This window comes from Kitasatospora sp. NPDC004289, from assembly GCF_053602875.1.
In genome coordinates this window covers 147,524-168,777 of the sequence record NZ_JBSGEL010000009.1, presented here as the reverse complement: position 1 = coordinate 168,777, position 21,254 = coordinate 147,524, and the positions used below count along the sequence as shown (strand labels likewise).

At 72.7% G+C, this 21,254-nt stretch carries 19 protein-coding genes; 10 read left to right on the top strand and 9 right to left on the bottom strand.

The features are described from left to right. Positions 1–157 precede the first annotated feature (157 nt). The 5 genes from ACWEPF_RS09015 (at position 158) to ACWEPF_RS08995 (ending at position 3,350) form a co-directional block, all read left to right on the top strand. The gene (locus ACWEPF_RS09015; RefSeq protein ID WP_452172027.1) at positions 158–1,105 is read left to right on the top strand and encodes an ABC transporter ATP-binding protein; all 948 of its coding nucleotides are present in this window, start codon (positions 158–160) and stop codon (positions 1,103–1,105) included. Next, entirely contained in the window at positions 1,102–1,941 is an 840-nt protein-coding gene (locus ACWEPF_RS09010; RefSeq protein ID WP_452172026.1) for a hypothetical protein, read from the top strand. The genes ACWEPF_RS09015 and ACWEPF_RS09010 overlap by 4 nt, the downstream gene beginning before the upstream one ends. Positions 1,942–2,099: 158 nt before the next feature. Continuing rightward, positions 2,100–2,567, top strand: a complete 468-nt coding sequence (locus ACWEPF_RS09005; RefSeq protein ID WP_452172025.1) for a hypothetical protein — start codon at positions 2,100–2,102, stop codon at positions 2,565–2,567. Positions 2,568–2,594: 27 nt separating this feature from the next. Next, positions 2,595–2,855 carry a hypothetical protein gene (locus ACWEPF_RS09000; RefSeq protein ID WP_452172024.1) on the top strand — a complete coding sequence of 87 codons (261 nt, stop codon included), beginning with the start codon at positions 2,595–2,597 and terminating at the stop codon, positions 2,853–2,855. Between the two features lie 27 nt (positions 2,856–2,882). Next, complete coding sequence (locus tag ACWEPF_RS08995; RefSeq protein ID WP_452172023.1) at positions 2,883–3,350, top strand: hypothetical protein; 468 nt, start codon at positions 2,883–2,885, stop codon at positions 3,348–3,350. Positions 3,351–3,435: 85 nt separating this feature from the next. On the opposite strand, the gene glnA is transcribed toward ACWEPF_RS08995, so the two are convergent. From glnA to ACWEPF_RS08980, 3 genes are all read right to left on the bottom strand, one after another. Beyond that, the gene (gene glnA / locus ACWEPF_RS08990) at positions 3,436–4,797 is read right to left on the bottom strand and encodes a type I glutamate--ammonia ligase (RefSeq protein WP_345285936.1); all 1,362 of its coding nucleotides are present in this window, start codon (positions 4,795–4,797) and stop codon (positions 3,436–3,438) included. A gap of 139 nt (positions 4,798–4,936) precedes the next feature. Further along, a complete protein-coding gene (locus ACWEPF_RS08985; protein ID WP_452172022.1) occupies positions 4,937–5,356 on the bottom strand; it encodes a PIN domain-containing protein in 420 nt (139 codons plus the stop codon). Beyond that, positions 5,353–5,607 carry a type II toxin-antitoxin system Phd/YefM family antitoxin gene (locus ACWEPF_RS08980; RefSeq protein ID WP_452172021.1) on the bottom strand — a complete coding sequence of 85 codons (255 nt, stop codon included), beginning with the start codon at positions 5,605–5,607 and terminating at the stop codon, positions 5,353–5,355. Before ACWEPF_RS08980 ends, ACWEPF_RS08985 begins: the two co-directional genes overlap by 4 nt. Before the next feature lie 94 nt (positions 5,608–5,701). On the opposite strand from ACWEPF_RS08980, the gene ACWEPF_RS08975 reads away from it, so the two are divergent. Together ACWEPF_RS08975 and ACWEPF_RS08970 are read left to right on the top strand one after the other, a co-directional pair. Then, positions 5,702–7,444: an NAD+ synthase gene (locus ACWEPF_RS08975; RefSeq protein ID WP_452172020.1), complete on the top strand. Its 1,743-nt coding sequence runs from the start codon at positions 5,702–5,704 to the stop codon at positions 7,442–7,444. A gap of 62 nt (positions 7,445–7,506) precedes the next feature. Then, complete coding sequence (locus ACWEPF_RS08970) at positions 7,507–9,669, top strand: hypothetical protein (RefSeq protein ID WP_452172019.1); 2,163 nt, start codon at positions 7,507–7,509, stop codon at positions 9,667–9,669. A 99-nt stretch (positions 9,670–9,768) separates the two neighbouring features. Here ACWEPF_RS08970 and ACWEPF_RS08965 read toward each other — a convergent pair whose 3' ends face one another. From ACWEPF_RS08965 to ACWEPF_RS08950, 4 genes are all read right to left on the bottom strand, one after another. Beyond that, complete coding sequence (locus ACWEPF_RS08965; RefSeq protein WP_452172018.1) at positions 9,769–10,776, bottom strand: endonuclease/exonuclease/phosphatase family protein; 1,008 nt, start codon at positions 10,774–10,776, stop codon at positions 9,769–9,771. Between the two features lie 68 nt (positions 10,777–10,844). Next, positions 10,845–11,849 (bottom strand): endonuclease/exonuclease/phosphatase family protein, encoded by a 1,005-nt coding sequence (locus ACWEPF_RS08960; protein ID WP_380150179.1) that lies wholly within the window; start codon positions 11,847–11,849, stop codon positions 10,845–10,847. Positions 11,850–11,984: 135 nt separating this feature from the next. Next, positions 11,985–12,659: a TetR/AcrR family transcriptional regulator gene (locus tag ACWEPF_RS08955; protein ID WP_452172017.1), complete on the bottom strand. Its 675-nt coding sequence runs from the start codon at positions 12,657–12,659 to the stop codon at positions 11,985–11,987. A gap of 54 nt (positions 12,660–12,713) precedes the next feature. After that, entirely contained in the window at positions 12,714–14,312 is a 1,599-nt protein-coding gene (locus ACWEPF_RS08950; protein ID WP_452172016.1) for a DHA2 family efflux MFS transporter permease subunit, read from the bottom strand. 232 nt (positions 14,313–14,544) lie between these two features. Between ACWEPF_RS08950 and panB the strand changes: the two genes are divergently transcribed. Next, on the top strand, positions 14,545–15,408 hold the full coding sequence (gene panB, locus ACWEPF_RS08945; RefSeq protein WP_380150176.1) for a 3-methyl-2-oxobutanoate hydroxymethyltransferase: 864 nt from the start codon (positions 14,545–14,547) through the stop codon (positions 15,406–15,408). Positions 15,409–15,476: 68 nt separating this feature from the next. Here panB and ACWEPF_RS08940 read toward each other — a convergent pair whose 3' ends face one another. Continuing rightward, positions 15,477–15,905 carry a hypothetical protein gene (locus ACWEPF_RS08940; protein WP_449796874.1) on the bottom strand — a complete coding sequence of 143 codons (429 nt, stop codon included), beginning with the start codon at positions 15,903–15,905 and terminating at the stop codon, positions 15,477–15,479. A 196-nt stretch (positions 15,906–16,101) separates the two neighbouring features. On the opposite strand from ACWEPF_RS08940, the gene ACWEPF_RS08935 reads away from it, so the two are divergent. Beyond that, positions 16,102–17,091, top strand: coding sequence for an ATP-binding cassette domain-containing protein (locus ACWEPF_RS08935; protein WP_452172015.1), 990 nt, complete (start codon positions 16,102–16,104; stop codon positions 17,089–17,091). Further along, positions 17,088–17,897 (top strand): ABC transporter permease, encoded by an 810-nt coding sequence (locus ACWEPF_RS08930; protein ID WP_452172014.1) that lies wholly within the window; start codon positions 17,088–17,090, stop codon positions 17,895–17,897. Before ACWEPF_RS08935 ends, ACWEPF_RS08930 begins: the two co-directional genes overlap by 4 nt. Positions 17,898–17,910: 13 nt before the next feature. On the opposite strand, the gene ACWEPF_RS08925 is transcribed toward ACWEPF_RS08930, so the two are convergent. Further along, on the bottom strand, positions 17,911–21,234 hold the full coding sequence (locus tag ACWEPF_RS08925) for a BTAD domain-containing putative transcriptional regulator (protein WP_452172013.1): 3,324 nt from the start codon (positions 21,232–21,234) through the stop codon (positions 17,911–17,913). Positions 21,235–21,254 lie beyond the last annotated feature (20 nt).

Here is a 21,254-nt window from a genome sequence, read left to right as displayed (position 1 = left end):
TGGGGGGTGAAAGGCCGTTCTTCTCGTCCCAGGGGATTAGGCCACCGACCATTTCCGGCTGACAGTATTTCGACGTCGGGGGGCGGAAAGATCGCTTTAATCGCACGGACCACTCCATCCTCAAGGCAAAGTCCAGGCAATAGAGGGGTATGGGTACGTGCAAATAAACGATCGGGGCAGCGGGCCGGGCCCGGAGATCCTGGTCTCCGCCCAGGGGCTGGGGAAACGCTTCGGCCGGCGGACCGTCCTCGACGACGTGTCGCTTGACCTGCCGGCCGGGACGGTCACCGGCTTCCTCGGCGCCAACGGCTCGGGCAAGACCACGGCCATCCGCCTGATGCTCGGCCTGGCCACCGGCCCGGGCCGCACCCTCTACTTCGGCAAGCCCCTCGGGGTCCACCGCGCCCCCGCCCGGATCGTCGGCGCCGTCCTCGGCGGCGTCGCCGGGCACCCCTCCCACACCGTGCGCACCCACCTGCGCGCGGTCGCCGCCGGGATCGGCGTCGCGTCCCCGCGGGTGGACGAAGTCCTGTCCCTGGTCGGTCTGTCGGAGGCCGCGGGCCTGCGCCTCAAGGCGCTCTCGCTCGGCATGGCGCAACGGGTCGGCATCGCCCAGGCCCTGCTCGGCGACCCGGCCGTGCTGGTCCTGGACGAGCCGGCCAACGGCCTGGACCCGCACTCCCTGACCTGGCTGCGCGGCTTCGTGCGCGACCTCGCCCGCTCGGGGAAGGCGGTCCTGATCTCCAGTCACCTGCTGGGCGAGATGGAGCAGACGGCCGACCGGGTCGTGGTGCTCGCCCAAGGCCGGGTGGTGGCCACCGGAGCCGTCGGCGAACTCACCGCGCGCGCCTCGGGGTTCGTCACCGTCGAGAGCCCGCAGGCCGCCCGCCTCGCCGAACTGGCCACCGAGGCCGGCGCCCGGGTGCGCCCGCAGGACGGCGCGGACCCGACCGGCACCCGGCTGGGCGTCGAGGGCCTGGACCGCTTCCAGGTCGGCGAGCTGGCGGCCCGTCACGGCATCGCCCTCTCCTGGCTCGACGAGCGCCGCCCCACCCTCGAAGACTTCTACCTCTCCGTGGCCGACGAGGAGTTCCGGATCCGATGAGCACCACGATCACCCCGCCCCCGGCCGTCTCGACGGGGGCGGCGCTCCGCCGTGCCACCGCCTACGAGTACCGCCACCTGGCGGGGCTGCGCTCCACCTGGGTGGTGCTCGCCGTCGCCCTGGTGCTCGGCATCGGCAACGGCGTGGACCTGGGCTTCACCGACGCCCCCACCCCCACCCTCGCCGCCGACGCACTCCAGTGGCAGCCCGTCGCCATGCAACTTCCCCTGCTCGCACTGCTGTTGATCGCCTTCGGCACCGGCCCGGTCGGCTCCGACCTCGCCCGGGGCGCGGCCCGGACCACCTGGCTGGTGGCCGCCTCGCGCGGCACCGCGTTCGCGGCCAAGCTCGCCATCGGCGCCGCCGTCTGCGCGGCGACCGCGGCGGCACTCGCCCTACTCGCGGCCGCGGCCGCCGCGACCACCCTCGCCCTGCGCGGCACCGCCCAGCCGGACTGGGCGGCCTGCGTCCCGGCCGTGCTCCGCTACCTGCTGGTGATGGCCTGCTGGCCCGCGCTGGCAGCCTCGACCGCCGCGATCGTCCGCAACCGGGCGGCCACCGTCCTGCTCCTGGTGGGCTGGCCGCTGCTCGGCGAACGGCTGGTCGGCGCGCTGCTGGGGCGGCTGCTCGACGCGGACGGGCTGGGCGGGTGGCTCCCGTTCGCCGCCGCCCGCGCCGCGATGGCCGGCACCTCCGACGACGCGCCCCAGGACGGCTTCACCCGGGCCCTGTTGGGCAGCGAACTCTCCCCGGCCGCCGGACTGTCGGTGTTCCTCGCCTTCACCGCCGCGACGGCACTGGCCGGCACCTTCGCCTACCGGCGACGGGACGCCTGACCGTCCCCCGAAGACTTCCCGGAAACGGCCGAGCGGCCGGATTCCGGGGGACCGAGAAAAAGAAACAGGGGGAAGAGGGCAGCGGGGGCGGGCCAAGTTTCCACGCCTCGCCCGCGATCCCGCACGCCCTCCCCGCTTGACGCACCTACGGAGTTTACGTGAACCGCAAGCACATCCGTCTGGCCGCCGCCTCCGCCCTCGCGGCCGTCGCCCTCGGCGTGGCCGCCCCGGCCGCCAACGCCGCCGAGGCCCACCGCGCCCCGGCCGCCGCCGTCGCCCTCCAGCAGGCCGACACCGCCCGCCTGGTCACCCTGATCCAGCAGAGCCCGGCCGCTGCCACCAACGGTGAGGCCGGCCTCACCGCGGCCGAGCTCGCCGAGCTGCGGAACCTCCAGAACCAGCAGGTCCAGTACGGCAGCCCGAAGGCCGAGGCCATCAAGGCGCTGCTCAAGAAGTCGGGCTCGCTGTTCAAGGCGGGCATCCGCGCCGCCAAGAACGGCGCCGACGCCTACCGCAAGTGGGTCGACAGCCTCTCCAACCTCAACCCGCTGAAGTGGACCCTCAAGGCCCTGCCGGGCGCGGTCCAGCTGGAGGTCATCGACTGGCTCGCCCAGCAGATCGGCTGATCCCCTTCTGAGGAACAGGAGTTGAGCATGGACAAGACGCCTTCGCAGAAGCACGCCGACACCGTCTGGGGAGCCGCGGTCCTCCCAGTGCTCGCCGGCTGGATCACCTTCCACCTGCTGCCGGACGACAACGCCCCGGGATGGATCCTCTACGCCGTCGGCGCGGCCGCGACCGTGCTCGCACACGGCTGGTTCGCCCTCCGCAGGCGCCCCCCGGGCGTCGGCGGGGTGGTCGTGCCCGTCCTGTACGTCCTGCTCGGCTCCCTGTTCTGGCTCACCCAGACCTGACCGACCCGAGGGAACGAGAAACCCCGCATGAAGACCCGTCACCTACGGATCGCGGCCGCCACGGCCCTGGCCGCCGTCGCCATCGGCGTCGCCGCCCCGGCCGCCAACGCCACCGACCACACCCGCACGTCGGCCGCCTCCACCGCCCCCGTCACCCTGACGGCACCTCAGGCCCGGGCCGTCCTGGCCTCCCCCGAGCTGCGCCCGCACCTCGACACCACCGACCGCACCCTGCTCCAGGCCGTAGCCGACGGCAACGCCACCCCGGAGCTCCAGCGCGGCGCCGCCTCCTCCGCCGCCAAGGCCGCCCTGGCCGCCCTCAAGAAGGCCGGCGGCAAGCTCTGGTCCGGCGCCAAGTCCGCCGCCGCCAAGGGCTACCCGGCCTTCAAGCAGTGGCTCGACGGCCTCCCCTGGTACCACCCCGTCCGCATCGCCATCGCCGCCCTCGGCGGCGAGGGCATCAAGCAACTCATCGACCTGATCAACAACAGCTGACCCCCACGCCCCACACCACTTCGGCCCGTTCCCCGGCGGCGGAACGCCATCGGGGAACGGGCCGAAGCTCGGGCCTGACGCGAGGTCAGAGCACCTGCAGGTTCTTGCGGAGCTCGAAGGGGGTGACCTCGGAGCGGTACTCCTCCCACTCCTGGCGCTTGTTCCTGAGGAAGAAGTCGAAGACGTGCTCGCCCAGCGTCTCCGCCACGAGCTCGCTGCGCTGCATCAGGTCGATGGCCTCGCCGAGGTTCTGCGGCATCGGCTGGATCCCGAGCGCCCGCCGCTCCGCGTCCGTCAGCGCCCAGACGTCGTCGTCGGCGCCCGGAGGAAGCTCGTAGCCCTCCTCGATGCCCTTGAGGCCAGCGGCCAGGGTCACCGCGTACGCCAGGTACGGGTTGCACCCGGTGTCCAGCGAGCGGACCTCGATCCGCGTCGAGCCCTGCTTGCCGGGCTTGTACATCGGCACCCGGATCAGCGCGGAGCGGTTGTTGTGGCCCCAGCAGATGTACGACGGCGCCTCGCCGCCCGCACCGGCCGTGCGCTGCGAACCGCCCCAGATGCGCTTGTAGGAGTTGACCCACTGGTTGGTGACGGCGGCGGTCTCCGCCGCGTGCTTCAGCAGGCCCGCGATGAACGAGCGCCCCACCTTGGAGAGTTGGTACTCCGCGCCGGACTCGTGGAAGGCGTTCCGGTCGCCCTCGAAGAGGGAGACGTGCGTGTGCATCCCGGAGCCGGGGTGCTGCGAGAACGGCTTCGGCATGAAGCTGGCGTGCACGCCCTGCTCCAGCGCGACCTCCTTCATGACCAGGCGGAAGGTCATGATGTTGTCGGCCGTGGAGAGCGCGTCCGCGTACCGGAGGTCGATCTCCTGCTGGCCGGGGGCGCCCTCGTGGTGGGAGAACTCCACCGAGATGCCCATCGACTCCAGCATGGTGATGGCCTGCCGGCGGAAGTCGTGGCCGACACCGCGCGGGGTGTGGTCGAAGTAGCCGGACTGGTCGGCGGGGATCGGCGGGGTGCCGTCGCCGGGGAGGTCCTTGAGGAGGAAGAACTCGATCTCGGGGTGGGTGTAGAAGGTGAAGCCGAGGCTGGAGGCCTTCTCCAGGGTGCGCTTCAGCACGTACCGCGGGTCGGCGTACGAGGGCGAGCCGTCCGGCATCATGATGTCGCAGAACATCCGGGCGGTGCCGGGAGTCTCCGAGCGCCACGGCAGGATCTGGAACGTGGTCGGGTCCGGCTTGGCGATCATGTCGGACTCGTAGACCCGGGCGAAGCCCTCGATCGCCGAGCCGTCGAAGCCGATCCCCTCCTCGAAGGCCTGCTCCAGCTCGGCCGGCGCCACGGCGACCGACTTGAGGAACCCGAGCACGTCGGTGAACCACAGCCGGACGAAACGGATGTCACGCTCTTCGAGCGTACGAAGCACGAACTCCTGCTGCTTGCCCATGGGGACAGTCTCACCTCTGCTCTTTACGTCCGTGTTACGCCCGGTCGTCCGCCCGTAGCGGCCCGGCAACGAATGCCCCCATCATGTCGGATCTTCGTCCGGAGTCCAGCCCGGCGAGACCGGCGATCCGAACGGAGCGTCAGTCGACCGGCACGAACGGGTCGATCACCGGTACCCCGGTCCGCGCGACGTCCTTGACGTTGCGGGTCACCAGCGTCAATCCGTGCACGATCGCCGTCGCGGCGAGCAGTCCGTCGATCGGGGGCAGCAGATTCGGAACGTTCAACCTGCCCCACACCTTGGCCACCTCCCGGTCCACCGGGAGGATCCGGTCCGCGTAGGCGTGCTCGATGCCGTCGATCCACCCGCCGAGTGCATCGGCCTGACGGTCGTCACCGCGCCAGCGCAGGCGGGCCTCTCCCTGGCGCAGCTCGCCGACGACCAGGACGCTGAGGTGGAGCTCGTCGTCCGGGACGGCCCTGAGCCAGGACAGCACCGCCGGACTCGGCCTGGGACGCCGAGCCTCGGAGACGACGTTGGTGTCCAGCAGGTAGGTCACCAGTCGCCCCCGAAGTCCACCGTGCGAGTGGGCTCGGTCGACCGCTCGATCTCGAGATCGTCGATGACCGGCCCCTGCAGCAGGTAGTCCCGAAGATCCATCTCCTGCCCCTTGAGCCGCCGGTACTCCCTTATGTCGATGAGGACAGCAACCTCGTCGCCGTGGCGCGTGACGATCTGCGGCCCTTCGGCCTCCGCGAGCCGGAGAACCTCGCTGAACTTCTGCTTGGCCTCCTGCACCTGCCACTTCATCCGACACCTCCATCTAGTCTGTCCAGACTTCTACGGTAGCCCAACGCTCCCAGCCGCTACAGACATAGCGTCAGTTAGACGATAAGGTGGGGTCATGCCGAATCTGCGTATCGCCCTCTGCCAGACCGACCCCTGGGTCGGTGACATCGAGCGCAACTGCGAGGAGGTGGTGCGCTGGGCCAGGCGGGCCGCCGGGAGCGGGGCGCAGCTGGTGGCGTTCCCGGAGATGGTGGTGACGGGGTATCCGGTGGAGGACCTGGCGCTGCGCGGGTCGTTCGTCAACGCTTCGCGGGAGGCGCTCGCCCGGCTGGCCGGGACGCTGGCCGAGGAAGGGCTCGGGGAGCTGCCCGTGGTGGTGGGGTACCTGGGGCGGTCCGCCGAGGCGTGGCGCGGGCGCCCCGCCGGGTCGCCGCAGAACTGTGCGGCGGTGCTGCACCGCGGCGAGGTGAAGGGCCGCTTCGCCAAGCACCACCTCCCCAACTACGGGGTCTTCGACGAGCACCGCTACTTCGTCCCCGGCGACCAGCTGCCGGTTTTGCGCCTGCACGGGGTGGACGTGGCCCTCGCCATCTGCGAGGACATCTGGCAGGACGGCGGCCGGGTGCAGGCGGCCCGGGAGGCCGGGGCGGGGCTGCTGCTCGTCCTGAACGGGTCGCCGTACGAGCGGGAGAAGGACGACACCCGCCTCGCCCTGGTCCGCAAGCGCGCGCAGGAGGCCGGCTGCGCGCTGGCGTACGTCAACATGGTCGGCGCCCAGGACGAGCTGGTCTTCGACGGGGACTCCCTCGTCGTCGACGCGCAGGGCGAAGTCCTGTCCCGCGCACCGCAGTTCGAGGAGCACCTGCTGCTCGCCGACCTGGAGCTCCCGGCGGCCACCGACGCCACCGACGGTCTGCTGCTGAACGACGGCCTGCGCCTGGCCCGCACCGACCTCGGCGGCACCCCCGAGGACCGGAAACCGACGGGGCGTCAGACGCCCGCGCCCCGGCTCGGCGACGAGGCCGAGGTGTACCAGGCCCTGGTGGAGGGCACCCGGGCGTACGTCCGCAAGAACGGCTTCCGCTCGGTGCTGATCGGGGTCTCCGGCGGGATCGACTCCGCGCTGGTGGCGGCGATCGCCACCGACGCGCTCGGCGGGGAGAACGTGCACGGCGTCTCGATGCCGAGCCGGTACTCCTCGCAGCACTCCCGCGACGACGCCGCCGAGCTGGCCCGCCGCACCGGGCTGCACCTGCGCACGATCTCGATCGCCCCGATGTTCGACGCCTACACCGCCGCCACCGAGCTGACCGGGCTGGCGGAGGAGAACCTCCAGTCCCGCCTGCGCGGCACCCTGCTGATGGCGATCTCCAACCAGGAGGGCCACCTCGTCCTCGCGCCCGGCAACAAGAGCGAGCTGGCGGTCGGCTACTCGACCCTCTACGGCGACTCGGTCGGCGCGTACGGGCCGATCAAGGACGTCTACAAGACCCTGGTCTTCCGCCTCGCCCAGTGGCGCAACGCGGCGGCGCTCGAACGCAGCGAGCAGCCGCCGATCCCGGAGAACACCATCGCCAAGCCGCCCTCCGCCGAGCTGCGGCCGGACCAGGTGGACACCGACTCGCTCCCCGACTACGACCTGCTGGACGCCGTGCTCGACCTCTACGTGGAGGGCGACCAGGGGCGGGACGCGATCGTCGCGCGGGGGTACGACCCGGCCGTGGTGGACCGGATCGTCCGGCTGGTCGACACCGCCGAGTACAAGCGGCGCCAGTACCCGCCGGGCCCGAAGGTCTCCCCCAAGGGCTTCGGCCGCGACCGCCGACTGCCCGTCACCAACCGCTGGCGCCAGGGCTGAGCACGGGAGCGACGGGCGAAACCGGGGTGCGGGGGCGGCCGGGGCTCTGCGAGCATGCACGGATGTCCGAGCAGCTCGAAGCCCTGGTCCTCCGGAACACCCACCGCATCCCCGTCCCCACCGGCCCAGCGGGCCAAGGGGCCACCGTCACGAGGCAGTTGGACGCGGCGCTGCTCTCGGTCGGCTTCAAGCTGTCGGCCGAGCTGTTCGGGCACCTGGCGCAGCTGGACGCGGAGGCGGTGGCCGGCACCGGGGCCCGCACCCTGGCCACCGTCCGCGGCCTGGTCGGCGACCACGTCCGGCACAACAGCTACTTCGTCGACTTCCCGGCGAACGTGCCGGACACGGCGGAGTTCTGGGTGTACTGCCTGTCCCAGGCCCTGCTGGAGGACGGCGGGCAGCTGCTCCAGCAGGCCGGCCTCGGGCAGGTCAACCTGCTGGACCTCCCGGCCTACGGCCGGTACCAGCACAGCTACGAGGAACTCCTCGCCCGGCAGCCCGAGTTGATCGCGGAGGCCACCGACCGGGTGACCGTCCTGCACCTCGGCGGGCCGCTCCGCGACGAACGGACGGCGCTCTACCTGGCCCTGGCCGGCAGCACCACCCCGCTCGGCCCGGACGGGCTGCGCGACCTCGCCGTGCTCGCCCCGCTCTGCACCGACGGGCCCCAGCCCGACGCCATCCCGGTCCGGGAGAACCGGGCGGTGGTCAACCGGGCCCGCCTGCACGCGGGTTCGGCCCTGGAGCTGGACACCGTCACCGACGTGCTCCGGCTGGCCTGCGTGCTCTCCGACGGGGACCCGACCCTCACCGAACCCACCCGGCTGCGCGCACTGCGCCGCCCGGTGCGCCGCGCCCTGCTGGCCGGGCTGGACGCGGTGGTGGCGGCCGCGCCCGCCAAGCTGGCGGACGTGCACCCGCACCGTGAGCGGTTCAAGCGCCTGGGTGAGCGGCTCCACCCGCACGAGTACCCCCGGTGGCCGCACGCCGCCCGGGTGTTCGCGGTCGCGCGCGGCGAGGAGCGGGCCCCGACCCTGAACGGCCGGACCGAGGCGCTGCTCGCCGACGGCGACGCCGGCGGAGCGGCCCGCCTGCTGGCCACGGCCGCGCCCGGCCGGCTCTTCCGGGCGCTGGACCACCTGCTGACCGCCTGCCCCGACGAGGAGGAGCGCGAGGCCGTGCTGGCCGCAGCCGAGCGGGCCGCACCGCAGGTCTCCGGCCGGGTCCTGCTCTCGCTCCGGGAGCACCTGCTGAACCGGGCCCGGCCCGACCGGGCCAAGCGGGTGTTCACCAACCGCCTGGGCCGCGCCTGGGTCGCCGACGACCACCGCCCCGGGCTGCCGGAGACGGCCGGGGACCGGCTCGCGGCCCTGCTGGACCGGGAGACCCGCCGACGGCTCCCGCACCCCGCTCACCTGCTGCTCGACCCGGCCGTGCTGGACGTCGCGGTGCCGCTCGGTGGCAAGGCGACCTCCAGCGGGGTCGGCGTGCTGCCCCGGGGGTCGGTCTCCCGGGTCGAGGGCGAGTTGCTGCGCTTCTTCGTGTACTGGCACCAGGCCCGGACCAGCACCGACTTCGACCTGTCGGCACTGCTGCTGGACGAGAAGTACGGCACCCTGGGCTGGCTCTCGTACACCGAGCTGACGAGCCTGGAGGGCGAGCACTCGGGCGACGTCACGGACGCCAGGGACGGCGCCTCGGAGTTCATCAACCTCCGCCTCGGCGCGGTGCGCGGCACGTACATCGTGCCGCAGGTGAACATCTACGACGGCGAGGGCTTCGAGCAGGTCAAGGAGTCCTTCTTCGGCTACATGCTGCGCGAGGCCGAGCAGCAGGGCCGGCCCTTCGAGGCGCGCACCGTCCGGATGAAGTCCGAGCTGCGCGGCCCCGGCCGGGTCGCCCTGCCGCTGGTCTTCCTGCGCGATCCGGACGGCACCTGGTGGGCGAAGTGGCTGCACCTGCACCTCAAGGGCCGCCCGCACGCCAACCAGGTCGAGGGCAACCGGGTCTCGGTGGCCACCCTGGTGCGCGGCGCGGTGGAGCGGCGGTACCTGACGGTGCGCCACCTCACCGGACTGATGGAGGCGGCGACCACGACCCTGTGGGACGGCGCCACCGTCCCGGACGGGCCGGTCACCTTCGTCGGGCTGGAGCGGCCCGAGGGCCTGCACCCGGACTCCACCGTCGTCACGCCGGAAAACCTGCGTGATCTGATCCCCGCCTGACTGCTAGCGTGGCCACGGCGGCGAGGCCATGGACGGGCTTCCTTCTCATCTTCCAATGAACTAGTCCGTCCGCTCTCCTCGCCGCCACCGGAACGGCCCTCACAGCTTGAACGAGGCGGCCACCGCCCGGTGGTCGCTGCCGCTCCTCGGCAGCAGCCAGGAGTCGGTGGCGGTCAGCTTCCCCCCGCTGAGCACGTGGTCGATCCGGACCATCGGGAAGGCCGCCGGGAAGGTGAAGCCGAAGCCCTGGCCGGCCGTCTCCTGAGCCGACGTCAGCTGCTCGGTCAGCGGGTCGAACGCACGGTCCGTCAGACTCCCGTTCAGGTCGCCCATCAGCAGCACCCGCTCCTCCGGCTCGCTCCGCAGGGCGGCGCTCAGCGCCTTGACGCTCTCGTTCCGCGGGTCGGCACCGAAGCCGCTGCGCGGGGTGACCCGGACGGAGTCCAGGTGGCCGTAGTAGACCGCCACCCGCCCCTTGGGCGTCTCCACCACCGCGCGGGCCGCCGTGCCGATGTGCTGGATGCCGTCCTTCTCGACGAACCCGCCCGGCACGATCGGGTACCTGGACCAGAGTCCGTCGGTGGTCGAGCCGCCCAGGTAGTAGGGGTAGGCGGAGGCCAGGCCCCGCCGGTACTCGGCCAGCGCGGCCGACTCCATCTCCTGGAGGGCGATCAGGTCGGCGCCCGAGTCCTTCAGGACCTTCAGCGTCCCGGCGTAGTCCACGTTGGCGGCCGCCACGTTGTGGCTCACCACCGTCAGGTCGCCCTTCCCGCTGCTGCCGTCCGCCAGCGCCCCGCCGTACATCGCCAGCCAGACCACCGCGGGCAGCGCCGTCGCCACCAACGCCGTGGCCGAGCGGCGCAGCAGCGCGCCGAGCAGCAGCGCGAGCACCAGCAGGCCGCTCCACGGCAGGAAGGTCTCGACGAAGCCGCCGAGGTTGCCGCCGTCGGGCAACAGCGAGTGCCCGGCCGTCACCAGTGCCGTCAGCACCGCCGGCCCGGCCAGGATCCGCCCCCGCCGCCAGCGGCTCTTCCGCCGCGCGGGCGGGGACGACGGCTGCGGGGCCTTCCTGGCCCGCACGGGTGCGCGGGTGTCCGCCTGAGTCATTCATCCCCCTTGTGACGTTATGTCAGCGTTATGAGGGATCAGACGCCGCCGCGGTGCGGAAGGGTTCCTCAGTACCGGTACTCGGCCGCGATCGCCCGGTGGTCGCTGCCGTCGGCCGGGAGCACCCAGGAGTCGGTCGGGGTCAGGCCGCCCTTGCTGAGGATCTGGTCGATCCGCGCCATCGGGAAGCCGGAGGGCCAGCTGAAGCCGAAGCCGTCCCCGGCCGCGCCCTGGGCGGAGCGCATCTGGGAGGTGACGGGGGCGAGCGAGCGGTCGTTCATGGTGCCGTTGAGGTCGCCGAGCAGCAGCACCTTCTTCACCGGCTCGGCCTCGATCGCGTCACCGAGCGCCTGCGCGCTGACGTCCCGCCGCCCGGCGGTGAAGCCGCTGTCGAACTTCAGCCGGACCGAGGGCAGGTGGGCGACGTAGACGGCGAGCGGGCCCTGAGGGGTCGTCACGGTGGAGCGGAAGGCCCTGGTCCAGCCGATCTTGATGTCCACCACCCGGGTGTCGGAGATCGGGTACTTGGACCAGAGCCCGACGGTGCCCTCCACCACGTGGTACGGGTACGCGGCGGCCAGGCCCTTGCTGTAGGTGCGGACGCCGTCGGCGGCCAGCTCCTCCAGGGCGACGATCTGGGCGCCCGAGTCGTTGAGCAGCTTCACCGTGCCGGCCGGGTCGGTGTTGGCGGCGGCCACGTTGTGGGTGAGCACGGTGAAGTCGCCCCTGCCCGTGCTCTTGTCGGTGAGCAGGCCGCCGAACAGGTTGAGCCAGACCGCCGCCGGCAGCAGCACCGCCACCAGCGCGGTGGCGGAGCGGCGCAGCAGGGCCAGTGCCAGCAGGACCGGGACGGCGAGGCCCAGCCAGGGCAGGAAGGTCTCCAGCAGGCTGCCGAGGTTGCCGAAACCGTTGGGCACCGAGGAGTGGAAGACCAGCAGCAGGGTGGTGAGCACGGCCAGCGCGGCGATGATCCACCCGCGCCGCCAGGTGCCGGACCGCCAGGAGCGGCGGGGCCGCCGGACCGGGGTCGCCCCGCCGTCCGCCGGAGCCACTGCCTCGTCCGCCCGCGCCATGAACCGTCCTCCGTGCCGTTCCACCGTCGTCAGCCCGAATCCGCCACCCGATCGGCCTGTTTTGTCGGATTCTCGGCTCAGCCTATGACGGCATGGACGTGCGCCCGGCAGCGCGGGGTTCCGGCGCGCCCCGGTTCAGTGAGATTCGCCACCGGACGGAGGTACCGGGACCGTCCGCGGACGGACGGCCGCGCCGTCCAGCACGGCGTCCACCATCCGCTCGGCCAGCCCCTCCTCGTCGAGCGGGGCGTCCTCCCAGAGCAGGGTGCGGATCAGGATCGGCCCCATCACCATCTCGGTGAGCAGCTCCGGGTCGAGGTCGTCGCGCAGCACGCCCTCGTCGATCCCGCGCTGGATGATCTGCCGGGCCAGGTCGCGGCGGGGCCTGACGATCCGTTCCTTGTAGACGGAGCGCAGCTCGGGCCAGCCCTGCAGCTGGCCCATGGCCGACCTGAGCACCCAGCGGGAGCGCTTGGCCATGCCCCGGCGACGCATGTACTCGATCATCGCGATCAGGTCGTCACGGACGCCGCCGCCCTTGGAGAGCACCGGCTCGGGCATCTCCAGCCGGGCGACCACGTCGACCAGCAGGGCCTCCTTGTTGGGCCAGCGCCGGTAGATGGTGGCCTTGCCCACGCCCGCCTCGGCGGCGATCCGCTCGATGGAGAGCTCGACCAGGCTGGCGCCGCCCTCCATCAGCCGCTCCACCGCCTCGTAGATCGCCTGCTCGGCCGCCTCGCTGCGCGGCCGCCCCCGCCGGGGCGCGCAGGGCGTCCCGTCGGGGGCGGTGGCGGTGGTCTCGGTCTGCATGGCCCCATTCTGCCCGGCGGCGTTCGAGTACCGGTCCACCGTCATGACGCAGCCTCAGCCCTTCGCCGGGGCGAGCTCACCCTCGGGGGCCTCGGCGGCACCCTCCCGTCCGGCGCCCGGGGCGGCCGGGGCCTTGCCGGGGAGCAGGAACCAGGCGAGCAGCACGCCCACGAAGGTGACGCCGGCCGACAGCCCGGCGACCACGTGCATGGCGCTGACGAAGGCGTCCTCGGCGGGGGCGACCAGCGCGGTGGCGCCGGTCCGCTCGGCCACCGCGAGGGTGGCCTCCAGCGATTCGCCGGCCTTGTCCCGCAGCGGGGCCGGGAGCCCGGCCAGGGTGTCGGCGACGCCGTCGCGGTAGACGGTGGAGAGCACCGCGCCGAGCACGGCGACCCCGAGCGAGCCGCCGACCTGGCGGAAGGTGTTGTTCAGGGCCGAGCCGGCCCCGGCCTTCTCGCGCGGCAGCGAGCCCATGATGGCCACGGTGACCGGGGGCATCACGTGCGCCATGCCGGCGCCCATCAGGAAGCCGAGCACGACCAGCAGCCAGATCGTGGTGTCCCGGCCGAGCAGCAGGTAGCCGAGGAAGGCGACCACGATCAGCGCCATGCCTCCGGCGCAGGTGGCCCGGACGCCGAAGCGGTCCACCACCAGCCGGGCCCGGGGGGCGAAGACCAGCTGGGCGACGGCCAGCGGGAGCATCAGCACGCCGGCCTGCAGGGCGCTGTAGCCGCGCACGCTCTGGGTGTAGAAGACGCCGAAGAAGGAGACGCCCATCAGCGCGAAGAAGACCAGGCCGATCACCGCGACGGAGGCGCTGAACACCTTGTTGCGGAACCAGCGGACGTCCATCGCGGGGTGGCTGGTGCGGCGCTCCCAGAGCACGAAGACCGCCAGCACGGCCAGGCCGCCGAGGGTCGGCACCCAGGCGCCGGGCGCGGTGAAGTCGGCCAGCTCGCCGCCCTTGATGATGCCGTAGATCAGCGCCACCAGGCCGACGATCGAGAGCAGCACGCCGACCGGGTCCAGCTTGCCGGGGTTGGGGTCCTTGGAGTCCGGCACCAGCAGGGCCATCGCGATCAGGGCGACGATCACGATCGGGACGTTGACCAGGAAGACCGAGCCCCACCAGAAGTGCTCGATCAGCAGGCCGCCGGTGATCGGGCCGATGGCGATGGCCAGGCCGACCGCGCCGGCCCAGATGCCGATCGCCTTGGGCTGCTCGTGCCGCTCGAAGACGTTCATGATGATGGCCAGCGTGGCGGGCATCACGAAGGCGCCGCCGAGGCCCATCACCGCGCGGAAGCCGATGAGTTCGCCCGGCGAGGAGGCCAGCGCGGAGAGCAGCGAGCCGAGGCCGAAGACCACCATTCCGCCGAGCAGCGACCACTTGCGCCCGAGCCGGTCACCGAGCAGACCCGCGGTGAAGAGCAGGCCGGCGAAGACCAGGGTGTAGGAGTTGATGGACCATTCGAGGTCGCTCTGGGTGGCGCCGAGGCCGGTGGGCGCGGGCGAGGCGATGGTCTTCATCGCCACGTTGAGGATCGAGTTGTCGAGGACGACGACGAGCAGGGCGAGCACCAGGGTGCCCAGGATCGCCCAGCGTCGGCGGTGTACGGCCTCCGGAATTCGGGACGGCGCGGCGGTGGTCATGCTTCTCCCCCATGCAGGTGCAGGTTCTTAACGAGACCGTGGCGTCTCGTAAATCAGCCTAGCGGGCGTTTCGATACGAGACGGGTCCGTATCGCAAATTCTCGGCAAAGAAGCGCCCGGAAGAAGCGCGTGCGCCCGGTCTTTGCGAGCCGGGGCGGGCGTGCAAGCATGGGAGCAGATCCGGGGACGCCGCACGGCGCCACGAGACGACAACCCATCAGGAGCCTGTTCCATGAACGCTTCTCCGCTTCAGCCTGCCCAGGGGACCGCGCAGACCCTGTACGGCGGGATCACCAACCGCCGCGTCACCGTCCGGGACATCGCCGCCGCCAAGCAGCGGGGCGAGCGCTGGGCGATGCTCACGGCGTACGACGCCCTCACCGCCGGCGTCTTCGACGAGGCCGGCATCCCGGTGCTGCTGGTCGGCGACTCGGCCGGGAACTGCCACCTCGGCTACGAGAACACCGTGCCGGTGACGATGGACCAGATGGTCATGCTGTCGGCCGCGGTGGTGCGCGGCACCAAGCGCGCGCTGGTGGTCGGCGACATGCCGTTCGGCTCGTACCAGGAGTCCGCCGGCCAGGCGATGCACAACGCGGCCCGGCTGATGAAGGAGGCGGGCGTCGGCGCGGTCAAGCTGGAGGGCGGCGAGCGCAGCGCCCGTTCGATCGAGCTGCTGGTCGAGGCCGGCATCCCGGTGATGGCCCACATCGGGCTGACCCCGCAGTCGGTGCACGCGCTCGGCGGCTACCCGGTCCAGGGGCGCGGCGACGAGGCCGCGCACCAGCTGCTCCGGGACGCCAAGGCGGTGCAGCAGGCGGGCGCCTTCTCGGTGGTGCTGGAGGCCGTGCCGGCCGAGCTGGCGGCGCAGGTCACCGAGCAGCTGGCGATCCCGACGGTGGGGATCGGCGCGGGGGCGGGCACCGACGCCCAGGTGCTGGTGTGGACCGACATGGCCGGGATGACGGCGGGCCGGGTGCCCAAGTTCGTCAAGCAGTACGCGAACCTGCGGGCCGTCCTGGGCGACGCCGCCCGGGAGTTCGCGGCCGAGGTGGGCGCGGGCACCTTCCCGGCGCCGGAGCACACCTTCAAGTAGGACGCGGAAACACGGAGGAGCGGCGCCTGGGCCCGGGCGCCGCTCCTCCGTCGTTCACCGACGGGTCATCAGCAGGAGACCGGCACGTCCAGGGTCACCGGAGTGTTGTACCAGCCGAACGAGGACACCGAGAAGGAGGCGTGCACCGTGGAGTTGCACGGCACGGTGCCGCCGACGCCCTCGACCTTGATGGTCGAGGCGTAGAAGGTGCGGTAGCCCTGGTAGGAGCCGATCGAGGCACCGCCCACGACGTTGCCGTTCAGGTTGACGACGAGGTCCTTGGGCTGGATCGGGTAGCCCGGGCTCGGCGGGCCGGCGAGCGCGATCGTGCCGTAGAGCGCGACCTGGTCGCCGGTGACGTCAGCGCAGACCTTGGTGGAGAGGCCCGACTGAAGCGCCGAGTAGCTGCAGGTGGTGACGGTGGTGGCGGCCTGGGCCGGGGTGGCGGCCAGGGCCAGGCCGGCGGCACCGGCGGCGACGAGCATCTTGCGGAACATGAGAGTGTCCCTCCCTCGACAGCGCACACGGCCCCACGCCATGTGCTGCTGCAATGTGATATTTCACTATACTCGTTAATCTGATGGTTCGTCAGGTTGAACGGATCACGATCTTCCGGTGACGGATGACAGCACCCCGACCGCGGCGACAGCGGGCTGACAGCGCGGTGACAGCCGGGGCGGACAGGCTGCTGCCATGACCCGAATCGAGAACGCCGTCGAGGTGCGCGGCATCGTCAAGCACTACGGAGAGACCAAGGCCCTGGACGGCGTGGACCTGACCGTCCGTCAGGGCACCGTGCTCGGCGTGCTCGGCCCGAACGGGGCCGGCAAGACCACCCTGGTCCGGATCCTCTCCACCCTGATCAAGCCGGACGCCGGCACCGCCGTGGTCGGCGGCTACGACGTGCTGACCCAGCCCAAGGAGCTGCGCCGCACCATCGGCCTCACCGGCCAGTACGCCTCGGTGGACGAGCTGCTCTCCGGCTACGAGAACCTCTACCTGATCGGCCGCCTGCTGGACCTGAGCGGCAAGCAGGCCAAGGCCCGGGCCGCCGAACTGCTCGAGCGCTTCTCGCTCACCGAGGCCGCCAGGCGCCCCGCCAAGACCTACTCCGGCGGGATGCGCCGCCGCCTCGACCTGGCCGCCTCGATGATCGGCCACCCCAAGGTGCTCTACCTGGACGAGCCCACCACCGGCCTGGACCCGCGGACCCGCAACGAGGTCTGGGACGAGGTCCAGCGGATGGTCCGCGAGGGCTCCACCGTGCTGCTCACCACCCAGTACATGGAGGAGGCCGAGCAGCTGGCGCACGAGCTGACCGTGATCGACCGCGGCCGGGTGATCGCCAACGGCGCGGTCGCCGAGCTCAAGGCGCAGGTCGGCGGCCGCACCCTGCAGGTCCGCCCGCAGCGCCCGGCCGAGCTGCCCGAGATGGCCCGCTGCCTGCGCGAGGCCGGGCTGCCCTACGTGACCCTCTCCGAGGACACCGGCCTGCTCTCGGTCCAGCTGACCGACGACGAGCAGCTCACCACCGTGGTCGGCGTGCTGGGCGCGCGCGGCTTCGGCATCGCCGGCATCGACACCCAACTGCCCACGCTGGACGAGGTCTTCCTGACCATCACCGGCAAGCCGCAGAACACCGTCCCCTCCCAGCCCGTCCGCGACAAGGAGCCCGTGGCATGAGCGCCGCCACCCTGAACCCGGCCGCCCCGGCCCGCACCTCCTCCAGCGCCGCCGCGCTGCGTCACGTCGGCGCGCTGACCCGCCGCAACCTGATGCGGATCAAGGCCGACCCGGAGTCGATGATCGACGCCCTGTTCGTGCCGATCATCTTCACCCTGCTCTTCACCTACGTCTTCGGCGGCGCCGTGGCCGGCGGCCAGGACCAGTACATCCAGTGGCTGGTCCCCGGCCTGCTCGGCTCCACCGGCCTCAACCTGGCGATGGCCGTCGGCACCGGTCTGAACAGCGACTTCCAGACCGGCGTGATGGACCGCTTCCGCACCCTGCCGATCGGCCGTGCCTCGGTGCTGCTCGCCAAGATCTCGGCGGAGCTGATGCGGGCGCTGGTCTCCTTCACCATCCTGATCGTCTTCGCGATGATCCTCGGGCTGAAGCTGACCGCGGGCTTCCTGCCGCTGCTGGCCGCCGTGGGCCTCTCGCTGCTCTTCGGCACCTCGATCATCTGGATCTCCATGCTGCTCGGCATGGCGATGCGCAGCGCCCAGGCCGTCCAGGGCGTCTCGATGCTGGTGATCATGCCGCTGCAGTTCGGCAGCTCGACCTTCGCCCCGACCGACACCATGCCCGGCTGGCTGCAGGCCTTCACCGACTACAACCCGCTCTCGGCGCTGGCCGACGCCTGCCGCGGCCTGATCAACGGCAACGCCCCGATCGCCCACTCCGTGACGGTGGTGCTGATCTGGTCCGTGGTGGTCACCGCGATCACCGCCCCGCTGGCGGTGGCCCGCTTCCGCAAGCGGACCTGACCGCCACCGGCTCCTAGAAGTCCCGCACCCGGTCGAGCAGTTCGCTGGTGTGCGGGAGGTCGAGCGCCGCGCCCTCCGCGAGGGCCGCGTCGTACTCCTCCTGACCGAGCAGGGCCCGCGCCGAGGCGTGGGCCTTCTCGCGCTCCTCCCGTTCGATGAAGGTGCCGCGCGGGCCGTGCAGGGAGTCGTGCGAGCCCAGCAGCACCGCGGAGAAGCGGATCAGGGAGCGGTCCCCCCTGTGCTCGCCGACCGCCAGCAGGGTGCCGACGAAGGACGGGATCAGCAGCACCGTCATGTGGTCGGCGAACACCCCGGCCATCCCGGGGACGTCCCGCATCCGGTGCCGGCCCTGCTTGAGCACGGCCAGCGCCCCCTCCGGATCGCCCGAGCGGGCCACCACCCAGCTGCGGATGCAGAGCACCAGGCCGCTGAAGACCCCGGGCACCAGCGGCCCGAGCAGCTGCTGGTGCTCCGTCAGGTAGTCCAGCTCGGCCAGCGCCTCGGCGTGCTCGCCGCGCCTGCTGAGCAGACCGCAGAGCACCAGCCGGCCGAACAGCTGCGCACCGTCGGCGGAGCCGGTACCACCCTGCTCCACCTCGGCCAGCGCCGCGCGGACGATCCGCTCGCCCTCCTCCGGGTCGGTCTGCAGCAGCGCCTCGCCGAGCCGCACCTTGAGCATCGGCACCTCGTGGTGCGCGCCCAACTCCTCGGCCAGCCCGATCGACTGACGGTACGTCCGGGCCGCCCCCTCGGCGTCCCCGTCGTTGCCCATCGCCTCGGCCCGGGCGGCCAGCGCCTCCGAGCGGCCCCAGCGGTCGCCGAGCCGGGTGAAGATCTCCAGCGCCTCCTCGGCGTCCTGCACCGCCTGCGGCAGCCCCCCGACCCAGTCGTTCAGGGTGCGGGCCCGGATCTGCAGCAGGAAGGCCAGGTCGGTCTCCCGCCCGTGCACCCGGGCGCCCGCCACCGCCTCGTCCAGCAGGCCCTTCATGTTGTCCATCCGGCCGGTGAGGAAGGAGGCGAAGACCCGCATCAGCGAGGGGAAGCGGTAGGACTGCGGCAGCTCGGGCCCGTAGGCGTCCATGATCCGCTCGGCCCGGGCCACCTGGACGGCGTGGTCCTGCTGCTCCAGGCCCCCCGCGAAGGCGGTGACCAGGCGGTGCAGGTGCACCTGGCGGCGGGCCTCCTCGACCATCTCCGGCGCCATCGGCAGCGGGTGGTCCAGCGGTCCGTCCACCAGCGGGACGGCCGGCGGGGCGTCGTCGGCGAACGGGTCCGGGCCGAGCCCGCAGACCTCGTCGTACCAGGCCGCGGCCTCGGTGCGGTAGTCCCGCAGCTGCCAGTACCAGCCCATGCCGAGCACCAGGACCAGCGCCTCCTGCTCCTCGCCCCGGTCCACCGCCCGGCGGATCGCGGCCCGGACGTTGTCCTGCTCGCGCTCCAGCAACTGGAGGATCGCCAGCTGCTCGGGGCCGTGGATGTCCTGGTCGGCGAGGCGCACCAGCTCGCGGTGGTAGCGGACGTGACGCACCGCCACCTCCGGCTCGCCGGCCTCGGCCAGCCGCTCGCCCGCGTACTCCAGGATGGTCTCCAGCATCCGGTACCGGGGCCGCTCCCCCAGCCCGGCCACCAGCAGGGACTTGTCGACCAGCGAGAGCAGCAGGTCGGCGACCTCCTCCCGGGGCACCTCGGTGTCGTCGGAGCAGACCTCCTCGGCCGCCTCCAGGGTGCAGCCGCCGGCGAACACCGAGAGGCGGCGCAGCACCGCGCGCTCCCGCTTGCCCAGCAGGTCCCAGCTCCAGTCCACCACCGCGCGCAGGGTCTGCTGGCGCGGCAGCAGGGTCCGCGAACCGGCCGTCAGCAGCGCGAAGCGGCTGTCCAACCGGTCGGCCAGCTGACGCGGGGTCAGGCCGCGCAGCCGGGCCGCGGCCAGCTCGATGGCCAGCGGCAGGCCGTCCAGGCGGCGGCAGATCTCGGCGCAGGCGGCCGGGTCCTCGGCCGGGTCGAAGCCCGGGCGGGCGGCCGCGCCGCGCTCGGCCAGCAGCCGCAGCGCGACCTGGCCGGGCAGCGGCTCGACCGGCAGCAGCACCTCGCCGGGCACCCCGAGCGGCTCCCGGCTGGTGGCCAGCACGGTCAGCTCCGGGCACTCGGCCAGCAGCTGGTCGGCCAGCTCGGCGGCGGCCTGGACCAGGTGCTCGCAGTTGTCCAGCACCAGCAGCATCCGGTGCTGGCCGCAGTGCTCGACGATCCGGCGGACCGGGTCGACGGTGCGGGCCGCCTCGCCGACCGCGCCACCGGAGTGCAGCACCGTCTCGCGCAGGCCGAGCGCGGAGAGCACCGCGCCGGGCACCGCCGCCGGGTCCTCCAGCGGGGCCAGCTCGACCAGCCAGACGCCGTCCGGCCAGCGTCCGGCGGCCTGCTCGGCCAGCGCGGCCTCCAGCGAGAGCCGGGTCTTGCCGGAGCCGCCCGGGCCGGTCAGGGTGGTCAGCCGGCCCGTCGTCAGGGCACCGGTCAGGGCGGCCAGGTCCTCGCCCCGGCCGACGAAGCTGGTCAGCCGGCGGCGCAGGTTGCCCTGGGTGCGGCGCGGCGCGGCGGCGGCCGGAGCGGCCGGGGGCGGGGCGGGCTGGCCGTCCAGCAGCTCGCGGTGCAGGGTGCGCAGCGCCTCGCCCGGGTCGGCGCCCAGCTGCTCGGCCAGCTCACGGCGGATCAGTTCGTAGCGCTGGAGCGCCTCGCCGGTGCGTCCGGTGGCCCGCAGCGCGCGGATCAGCAGCACGGCCAGCGGCTCGTCCAGCGGGCGGGCCCCGCAGAGCTCGGCCAGCTCGGCGGTCAGCTCGGCGGCCCGGCCGAGCTCCAGCTCGGCGGCGATCCGGTCCCGGCGGGCCTCGTCCCGCTCGGCCTCCAGCCGGGTGGCGGTGCCGCCGCGGTCCGGCAGGTCGGCCAGGGCCGGTCCGCGCCAGAGCGCCAGGCCGGCCGAGAGCCGCTCGGCCGCGCGCGGGAAGTCCCCGGCCGCCACGGCCGCCCGGCCCTCGGCGGTGAGCCGCTGGAAGTCGGCCAGGTCGTTGGCCCGGGCGGCGGTGGTCCAGTACCCGGCCGGGCCGGAGCCGATCTCCTCCCGGCCGACGGTGCGGCGCAGCCGCCCGACCAGGGTCTGCAGCGCGGCGGCCGAGTCCTGCGGCGGATCGGCGCCCCAGACCTCGTCCACCAGCAGGTCGGCCGGGACGGGCCGGCCCTGGCGCAGCACCAGGGCGGTGAGCAGCGCGCGCAGCCGGGCCCCGCCGAGCGGCACGGGGGTGCCGTCGTCGCGGCGGGCGGTGGTGGTTCCGAGGATGCCGTAGTGCACCGGACCATTCTCGGGGACGC